Origin of the sequence: Mesorhizobium sp. M5C.F.Ca.IN.020.29.1.1, assembly GCF_003997375.1 — a bacterium.
Taxonomy (GTDB): domain Bacteria; phylum Pseudomonadota; class Alphaproteobacteria; order Rhizobiales; family Rhizobiaceae; genus Mesorhizobium; species Mesorhizobium wenxiniae.
This window is the reverse complement of record NZ_RZSW01000220.1, coordinates 1-9608: the sequence shown is the minus strand read 5'-3', so window position 1 is coordinate 9608 and position 9608 is coordinate 1. Positions and strand designations below refer to the sequence as shown.

Genomic DNA, 9608 nt, shown 5'->3' with positions numbered 1-9608 from the left:
GTCCAAGATCCGGTCAGGCTCTCGGCACGGTAGAGGCTGAGGACATCCCAGGACGTGGACCTCCACAGCCTTGGGCTGACGAAAAACCAAAAGCCGCCCGCATGCCAGAGCGGCGTGGTATCGTAGCCCTCAATGCCTTCCATGAGGCAGGCCTCCCGCGTCCACCGGTAAGGGAATTCCACTGCCCGGTAGAGGCTGACATTTCTGGCCGCCCCCGATTCGGGGATCATCCAGATCTGCCCATCCTGCTCGAACACGAACGGGTACGAGAGGTGATGCGGTTCCTCCACCACGATCCGGGATGCGCCGGCTGTCCCGTCCCGGTTCACTGTCACGACCGCAATGCACCCCCGGTTCTTCGAGTAGAGGTACTGTTCGACAAAAATGAAATCCTGCCCCTGGTGCCGGAACGGGAATGGGTCGGCAAGGTAGCTGTCGGCATTTCCGGTGAGCACCCGGAATGCTGCTTCGCCTTTGTCGAGCAGGCCCGCCGATTCATCGAAGCGCCAGCCAATCCCCCACATCCTGCCGCCCCTCGCCAGGACGTCCAAAAGCCCGATCGCCTTCGATGCAACCGTGCCGGTCGCTCTTGCAAGCGCCGAAAGCGCGCCAAACGAAGGCACTGCCATCCGTGGCCCGGGGATATCGGACGCAGCTGAACCGGTTTCCTCGCACAGGGCTTTGAGGATCAGCGGCACAGCACAGGAAAGGGCGCTGTCGAGCCTCGCTGCCAACACTTCACGGTCTCTACTGGCCGGACGCGCCGTCCACGGCCGCAACGGGCGCGCCGTGTCATGCAGGTCGACGAGTAGATCCTGACGATTCAACCAGGCTGCCACGATTCCGATCTCGCCGGGTGCGCCGTTGAAAACCGGGGTGAGCACGCGCCGCGCCGCCGGCAGCGATTCCGCCCCGCTCAGATCGATCACCACATCCACTTGGTCGGCCTGAGGCGGCGGCAGGCACCGCAGCGTCGCCTCGACGGGGTCGATGGCGCCGTTCCCACGAAAGCCATAGACCAGTCGTTCGAGTTCGAGCAGCAGACGGCAGATTAACGGCAGCGGGCGGCTACCGGCCGCCAAAGCGCAGGAGACTTCGTTGCCGGGCACCTCAGCGAGCGCTTCTGCCAGCCAGAGGTGCCACCGCAGTAGCCGGGACGGATCGAGACTCAGGCAAATGCGCATTGTTGTTCTCACGGCGATTTCAAATGGCGCCAGCTCACAGCTTTGACGAGAACCACCTCAGGCGATCCGCCTACACTGGACTCCGCCGCGGGCCGGCGAGCCAAAGGCGGCAGATAGAAAGCCGCAACGCGAGGATGGTTCCCACCTACTGTGGTTGCGGGGACACGCCATGTGGGGGAGCCGAACACTTGATTGAGAGATGCCTGACAGCGCGGGTCCATACTCAAGCGGCTGGAAGCGGCCAAACACCACTATGCCCGAACGACGCCGGGCTGTGCGAGGTCAGAGGAGGTAATCCTTCGGGGTTCTTGTGCTGTGCCTCCGGCAAGGGTCATGTGGAGGGATGATTATCGAATGGCAACGGGCGAAATACGGACTGCGCAGGGCGTGGTTGTGTGCGCTTGTGTTCGCGTTCGCATCCGTTCCGGCAATCGCGAGCGCGGATGATCCGTCGGCAACGTCCTTCATCAAGACTTCCGGAACGAACTTCACCTTGGACGGCAGGCCGTTCTTCGTGACCGGCGTAAACAACCACTATCTGACCTACGGGTCGCCGGATGAGGTCACCCGCGTTCTCGACGACGCGGTGGCAATGGGCGCCAATGTGGTCCGCACGTTCCTCCAGCCGGTGATCGGGTCGCTCGACGGAAGCAAGCCTACGCTCTGGGATTGGCGGCTTGAAGGCGAAGCCAGCAATCTCGCGGTCAAGGGCACGTACCTGCTCTACTGGGACCCGAGCCAAAACAAGATGGCGATCAATGACGGCGTCAACGGCATGCAGAAGGTTGATTTCCTCATCGCCGAGGCCGGCAAGCGACGCCTGAGACTGATCATCGCCGTCCTGGATTTCTGGGCCTTCACAGGCGGCGCCCAGCAGATGCGGGCCTGGTATGGGAGCCGGGACGCCCCAGGCGTGCAGAGCCAGTACAACACCGACCTCAGCAAAGAGAAGTCGGAGTTTTTCTTCCAGGATCCGCGCACGAAGCGCGACTACAGGACCTGGGTCAGCCACGTCGTGCAGCGAGTCAACCCGCTCACCGGGCGCGCCTACCGGGATGATCCGACCATCATGGCCTGGGAGCTGATGAACGAAGGCAATGCGCAGCCTGAGGCTTTGCGGTTGGCCTGGACTGGCGAAATGTCGGCTTACGTCAAGTCCCTCGATTCCAATCACCTTGTCAGCTCAGGGCATGCAAACATTCTCGACCCGAAGCTAGCCGATTTGACGATCCCGACTCTCGATTTCGGGACCTGGCACGGCTACCCGCTCTATAACAAGCTGACGGTCCAGCAATTCAACGAGATGATCCCCGAGTTCTGCCAGCTGGCCGCCCGCGCCAAGAAGCCGGTGCTTCTGGAGGAATTCGGCTATGCCCGCTCCAATCAGAACGTGGCTGCAGCTTACGCCATGTGGCTCGACACGCTGACGCGTGATCGCAACTGCGCCGGCTGGATGGTGTGGCGGCTGGTATCCCGGCAGGACAGCGGACGTTATCCCGTCGACGAACACGACCAGTTCGATATCCGCAACGACGGAAGCGCGATTTGGAACATTCTCAAAGCCGCGACGGCCCGGGCGGCGCAGACCCGCGAGACCCGCCGGGCCTCAGAAACCATCCGGGAAGTCCCATGACCGAAGTCTCCGTCGTGATCTGCGCGCGCACGCTCGACCGCTGGGACGAGTTGAAGCGTGCGGTCGGGTCCGCCAGCACCCAAACGCGCGCCCCCCGCGATATCGTCGTAACAGCCGCAATTCAACAGGCCCGCGAAAGGAACCAGCAGCCATGATCGATGCGTCGGTTGTCATCTGCGCCTACACACTCGATCGCTGGGACGATTTGAACGCGGCTATCGCGTCGGTGCGCAACCAGACCAGCCCTGCCCGCGAGATCATTCTCGTCGTCGACAACAATAAGGCTCTCTTGAAGCGAGCCCGGCGCGAGATCGAGGGTATCGTCGTCACACCTAACAATAACGTGCGTGGACTGTGCGGCGGTCGCGTCACGGGTGCCGGATTGGCAACCGCACCGGTCGTGGCATTTCTCGACGACGATGCGATCGCCGATGAGCGCTGGCTAGAAGAGTTGCTGGTGCCCTACGCCGATCCGCGCGTGCTTGGCGTCGGCGGACGCATTGAGCCTCTATGGCGCAAACCTCGGCCCTGGTGGTTCCCGCCTGAATTCAACTGGATCATCGGCTGCACCTATCGCGGAATGCGGGTACGAAATGGTGGCGAAGTGCGTAATGTGATAGGCGCGAACATGTCAGTGCGCGCCGAAGTGCTGCATGGCTGCGGCGGGTTTGCCGGTCAAATGGGACGCATCGGCGGCGGTAGGGGCTCAGCCAATACATGCGACGACACCGAGTTTTGTATCCGCGCCACAAAAAAAATTGGAGGCGTATGGATATACAAACCCGAGGCCAGCGTTCGCCATGTGGTTACAGCGGAACGCACGACCTGGAAGTATTTCCTCCATCGGTGCCGCATGGAGGGGACCTCCAAAGCGGCACTCGTAGGCTTAGCGGGGACTAAGGACGGACTGGATTCCGAGCGGCTTTACGTCCTTACTCTGGGGCGCTCCATCCTCGAATACGCAGCGACTGGCAAGATCGGTCAGGCGCTCGCCATCTTTGTCGGATTGGCGACTACTTCAATTGCATACACGCAGGCACGGGCACGGGCCGCCATCTCGCAGGGTCCAAAGATAGCCACGGAACAAAAGGGCGTTACGTCCAGGACGTGACTCTCGCCGCTACTGGCACAATACAGCGTCAGCCTATTCATTTCGCAAGGAGATTCACATGCCACGGATTTATGAGAGTCGCAAACGCGTTTTGGTCACCGGAGGAGCCGGCTTTCTGGGCTCCCACCTAATAGATCGACTGCTCTCCGATGGTCATGAGATTCTCTGCGTCGACAATCTCTTCACGGGAACCAAGTACAATATTGAACATCTACACGCGAACCCGCGCTTTGAATTTCTGCGCCACGATATCACGTTTCCCTTATACGTCGAAGTCGACGAAATCTACAACTTGGCCTGCCCTGCATCGCCCGTCCAATACCAGCACGATCCGGTGCAGACCACAAAAACATCGGTGCAAGGCGCTATCAATATGTTGGGCCTCGCCAAGCGGCTCAAAATCCGAATTCTGCAGGCTTCAACAAGTGAGGTCTATGGCGACCCTGCGGTTCATCCTCAAACCGAGGATTATTGGGGCAATGTGAACCCCATTGGTCCTCGGTCCTGCTACGATGAGGGAAAGCGTTGCGCCGAAACGTTATTTTTCGATTATCACCGACAGTGCGGCCTTGAAATCAAGATTGCGCGCATCTTCAACACATACGGCCCCCGGATGCATTGGGCTGACGGTCGAGTTGTTTCCAATTTCATTGTTCAGGCACTCAGCGGCGAGCCGATTACGCTTTACGGTGACGGCAACCAGACTCGTTCATTCTGCTACGTTGATGACTTAATAGATGGTTTTGTACGCCTCATGGACAGTCGAGCTTCATTCACGGGACCAGTCAATTTTGGAAATGATGGAGAATTCACCATTCGAGAGCTTGCGGAACTGGTGCTCGCTGAAACCAGCTCGTCGTCAAAACTCGTCAATTTGCCGTTACCCCGCGACGATCCAAGACAACGCCGACCCGATGTTTCCCTCGCCAAAGCCGAATTGGGCTGGCAACCGACCGTGGAACTGAAGGGCGGGCTGAAGCCAACCGTTGCATTTTTTCGCCGCGACCAGGCACGCCGATCGCGCTCGCAGGAGGAGCCACAGGTGATCGCTTTCGAAGAGCGGAAACAACGGTTCCATTCCATTGCTGGCGACTTCCTCCCATCTGGATAACCACTCGCACATCGTGAGCTTCGGCATTCCGACTATCGACCGAATCTCCGGCGCCCCGAGGCTGCTTCGCGATAATCTATGCTTCTAAGTTTTGAACCGCTGAACCCATGTGAACTGTGCGCTCTCATTCACCCAATTATAGCCAGCTATGCCGAACAGCTATGGATGAGCTTCTTCTCGCGCAGTGTTGAGCTTGAGATGGTATAGACCGTGGCGAAGATTCTGGTAACGGGCGGCGCTGGTTATATTGGCAGCCAAACCTGCAAAGTGTTGGCGCCATGGATTCGAGCCGGTTGTCTACGACAATCTTTCGCGTGGCAACCATTGGGCCGCGAGATTCGGTCCGTTCGAATTGGGCGACGTCGGTGACCCCGCTCGGGTGCGTTCGGTACTCGAAAAACACCGTCCGTCAGCTGTGATACATTTTGCCGCTTATGCTTACGTCGGGGAGCGGTCGCAAACCGTCTGCTTTATTATCGCAACAATATCGGCGAAACCATCTCCCTGCTGGAAACCTTGATCAGCTTCAAGCATATACCGGTGGTGTTCTCGTCAAGCTGCGCGAGCTATGGCGTGCCTGATCGGCTTCCGATTTCGGAGCATCATCCACAACGACCGATCAATACTTACGGCTACTCGAAGCTTGTTGTTGAGCAGATGCTCAAGGATCTCGACGCGGCTCACAACCTTTGTTCGGTCTCGCTCCGTTACTTCAATGCGGCGGGCGCTGACCCCGAAGCGGAAATCGGCGAAGCTCACGAGTCAGAAACCCATTTAATCCCGCTTGTCCTCGCCCGCCGCCCGTGACGCCACAGCGAGGCTAAAGTGTTTGAATGTTGTCGCCCGGTCGGGACAAGCAAAACCGCATTATCGTGTCTGTGTTCTGGACGAACACGGCCACTTATGGGCGGGTCAGCCTTGCCTCTCAGACACTATGCGGGGGAAAGAGCACGCCAAGTGGTTAGCAGACGGCCACGATGGAGCTTTGTCGACTGTTTGCTCAGTTCAAATTGCGCAGCCTCGCGCGGCGACGAAATGCCCCTCCCCCTATGGGCCACGTTTCAGCAATTTCAACAAGCCGCTTGAGCGACCATACTTCCCTTGGATGCGGTTGCACGTTGGCGCTGTTCAGATCTTGAAAGACATAATCCCGATGCAGGCACGTTGGCGTTGCGATTGAATGGCCTGTCCGGTGCTGTAGGAGGCTGCGCTCGATAACGGTGCCAGCCCTTCTACCTTCGATCATCGAAAACGGAAGATGCCGACATCGCCGCCGTGCCGCCGGCGACGTCGCTCAGCAACACGTGTAGAGACTGGAGCTTAGTCGAACCGCAACAGCGGACCTGGGGCCGGCGCATCGGCCGCGCAAATGGCCGGTCGAACATCCGGGCCGGCAGCTCCGGCCCAGGCCCGACGGCCCATCCGCCACGCAGCCCGGCCGTGCTTTTCGACGACCTCTATGCGAACGACCCGCTCGGACCACAGACCCCCAAAACAGCGACATTTTAACCGACGGACACGGTTTTCGAAGGACATCCGGAAGGCTGTTTCGGTGTGGTTGTTCGACGCACCGGATATATTAGAAGCTGTTAATAAGTTTTCGCCTAGCCTCATTCTCGCCGCAAATGGTCGCTTGGCTTTCGTACATCGTCCACGAATGATCCATTCACGTGGTACAAGACGATGTGTGTATAAATCATAGAGCGGAAATGCCTGCGTTTTACTTAGGGCGCGGGTGGAATGAAAACAAGAAAGACGCAACTAACTAAGGATTTACCGTGCTTTTACTGAACGGCAAGCTTGGCGGTGCCTCCGCCAAAGAGCTGCGCTCGACTTCAATTCGGCTGCGGCTCGAACCGTTGAACACCTTGCGTGCGCGCCCACCGATTCAAGGGAGGGCCTGATGGGCATTCCCGTCGACAACTCACCTTCGATGGCGAGTTCAGCGTTAAGCTCGCTCGACAATAATGTCGGGGCGAGGACTTCCAAATCTCCGCTACTTTGAAATCCGTTCGCGGTGCCCAATAGCGGGCATGCGATATGTCGCGCGCCTTGGCGATGCGCGGCGTGGAATTCCTGTTTTCAACGCCAAAGAAGGATCACGGAATGGCTCTTTCCGCACCCACAGGCTTTGCCTCTAGCGACCTCGTCTTCGAGGATAACTTCTCCGGTACGGCACTCGACAGCGATTGGCATACCTACATCACCAGCAATGCCGCCAACGGCTGGCCGTGGAATTACAATGGATCGGGCGGAAGTGGGATGGGCAACCAGTTTAATGCCGAATACGATATGCCGAGCCAAGATAAGGTGGGCAACGGGCTGTTGAATCTCACGGCAATTAAACAGCCCGTCAACGGCGTGGCTCAGGGGTCGGCATATACATTCCCTGTCACGTCCGGCGTCGTCAGCAGCTATGGCAACTTCGAATTCAATGGCGGCTACCTTCAGATCAGCATGAAGGCGCCGAGCGGCGACGGCGCTTGGCCAGCCCTCTGGCTGATGCCCGGCAAAGGCGCCGGCAGCAGCGGCGACAATTTTGAGATCGATATACAGGAGGGTGGATTCACCGGTTCGGGACCGGCAAACCAAGCGTTCTCCTACCACCTCCACGGGCCGTCAGGGGTAACCGGTGGCGTCGTCGACAGCGGCGTCGACCTCACGGCCGGCTTCCACACGTACGGCATCAACTGGGATCCTGGTAAGTCGATCACCTGGTATCTCGACGGGAAGCAGATGGCGCAAGTGACCAGCGCACAGGCGCAGATTCCGAATCAACCGATGGAGCTGATCATGAGCAATCAGGTCGCGAATTCGAACGCGGCCGGATGGCACACGGCTCTCAATAGTTCGACTCCCTCGTCGATGCAGATGCAAGTCGATGAGATCCAGCTGTATCAGAAGGCAGGCAGCGGCGACACCGTTACAGGTGCCAACGTCACTCCCCCAACCACTGGCGCGATCGGGACCGAGACTGGGTCTGGGACCGGGACTGTCCTTCCTCCCGGCGGCACCAGCGATGGCACTTTGTACGGCACCAGCGGCGCCGATGTACTTCGGGAAACCGGCGCCCACACGATGATCGGCTATGGCGGCAACGATGAGTACTACGTCGATAATGCCGGCGACAAGGTGGTCGAGTCCTCTGGCCAAGGTCAAGACAGGGTGTGGGCTTCCGTGAGCTATGCTCTCTCGGCCGGCTCGTCGATTGAAGTCCTTGGCACCACAAAGGACGCCGGGACCACGGCAATCAACCTGACCGGCAACGGGTTGGCCCAAACCATCCAGGGCAATGCCGGCGCCAACGTCATCAACGGCCGCGGCGGTGCCGATAAGTTGAGCGGCTTTGGCGGCAACGACACTTTCGTCTTCAATAGCGCCCTTGGTAACGGCAATGTCGACAGGATAACCGACTTCAACCAGGACAAGATCCACCTCGACGACGCCATTTTTGCCGGGCTTCATTTGGGAGGGCTTCCATCCGCGGCTTTCTTTGCTGGTACAGCCGCGCATGACAGTTCCGACCACATCATCTACAATAGTTCGACTGGGTCGCTCTCCTTCGACAGCGACGGGGCCGGCGGCGCATCTCAAACACAGTTCGCCACGCTTTCCCCACATCTCTCGCTCACCGCAGCCTCATTCTATGTGACCTGAAGGACCTACGCGGGGAAATAACATCCCGCGAGGGGCTGTCGTGGCCAAACAAGGACTGGATAAACAGCACCTCAAAGCCATGTTCCCGAACCGAAGGTCAGCGTAGCAAAAGGCGGGAGCCCGGTTTTCGGGAAAGATCATGCTCAAACAAAGCGATGCAGTTCCATCCCGATGCCATCGGGATGGAACGGGCTCTATTTGTGAGCTGTCTGTGGGTTGTCCAATGCGGTGGCCAAGCGCCACCAGAGTAGGCCGGCTCTGATGATGGCAACCTGTTGTCATGCAAAGAATGGTCGCCTGATGACCCATGGCCAGCATCTTGCCGATCGTTAGCGCTGACTTGCGGAACCGCTCCTGTGGTCGGGCAGCGGCATATAGATAGCCCCTACCTGAAGAACGCCGCCGCCTCGTCATCATCATCGTCCTCGAGCGGCGGTGACCACTCCAGTTTGCAAAAATCGGCGGGCGTGGCACCCACTGAGCCGAGGCAAAGCCGTAACAATTTTATGCGACTGGTCCCGAGATCGCCGCGTGTCAATCGCCCGGCCAGAAGGGAGGCAATCGAGAGAATGCCCCTGTGGGATCGGTTCAACCATGGCAAGGAATCCGCAAACTCCCACCAGGCCTCTTGCTCTGGATCTAACCAAATAGAGCGGATCCCCCAATTGGGTCGGCATATTCTGGTGGTTGATTGCTGCCCGTCCGGGAACACTCAGGATGCTTAAGCGAATAGCCCGTCATGTTGGCTTTTTCTAAAGGTACGCGCGGTCTGGCCGTTGTGTGACCGTACGCATCCGAGGTGGGCCGCCTTGCTGAGAAGTGAGGCGAACTGGATGTTCTGTCTATATGGACGTCAATATAGACAGTGTGAAAACCGTGGATTTAACGATAGAGAAGCGGCCGCAAGTTAGC

The 9608-nt window shown here is 58.7% G+C and carries 7 protein-coding genes; 6 read left to right on the top strand and 1 reads right to left on the bottom strand.

The features are described 5' to 3' along the window. A partial coding sequence (locus EOA85_RS18410; RefSeq protein WP_164759732.1) for a hypothetical protein occupies positions 1-1184 on the bottom strand: 1184 nt, incomplete at its 3' end. Between the two features lie 343 nt (positions 1185-1527). Here EOA85_RS18410 and EOA85_RS18405 point away from each other — a divergent pair. The 6 genes from EOA85_RS18405 to EOA85_RS39060 all read left to right on the top strand — a co-directional run bounded on the left by EOA85_RS18405 (position 1528) and on the right by EOA85_RS39060 (position 8696). Beyond that, entirely contained in the window at positions 1528-2817 is a 1290-nt protein-coding gene (locus tag EOA85_RS18405; protein ID WP_127210675.1) for a cellulase family glycosylhydrolase, read from the top strand. Next, complete coding sequence (locus EOA85_RS37550) at positions 2814-2972, top strand: hypothetical protein (protein WP_164759731.1); 159 nt, start codon at positions 2814-2816, stop codon at positions 2970-2972. Before EOA85_RS18405 ends, EOA85_RS37550 begins: the two co-directional genes overlap by 4 nt. Continuing rightward, positions 2969-3928: a glycosyltransferase family 2 protein gene (locus tag EOA85_RS18400; protein ID WP_206523319.1), complete on the top strand. Its 960-nt coding sequence runs from the start codon at positions 2969-2971 to the stop codon at positions 3926-3928. Before EOA85_RS37550 ends, EOA85_RS18400 begins: the two co-directional genes overlap by 4 nt. Before the next feature lie 58 nt (positions 3929-3986). After that, positions 3987-5039, top strand: a complete 1053-nt coding sequence (locus EOA85_RS18395; protein WP_127210674.1) for a UDP-glucuronic acid decarboxylase family protein — start codon at positions 3987-3989, stop codon at positions 5037-5039. 465 nt (positions 5040-5504) lie between these two features. Then, positions 5505-5846, top strand: coding sequence for an NAD-dependent epimerase/dehydratase family protein (locus EOA85_RS39065; RefSeq protein WP_281033751.1), 342 nt, complete (start codon positions 5505-5507; stop codon positions 5844-5846). 1233 nt (positions 5847-7079) lie between these two features. Next, complete coding sequence (locus tag EOA85_RS39060) at positions 7080-8696, top strand: family 16 glycosylhydrolase (protein WP_127210673.1); 1617 nt, start codon at positions 7080-7082, stop codon at positions 8694-8696. The last annotated feature ends 912 nt before the right edge of the window (positions 8697-9608 follow it).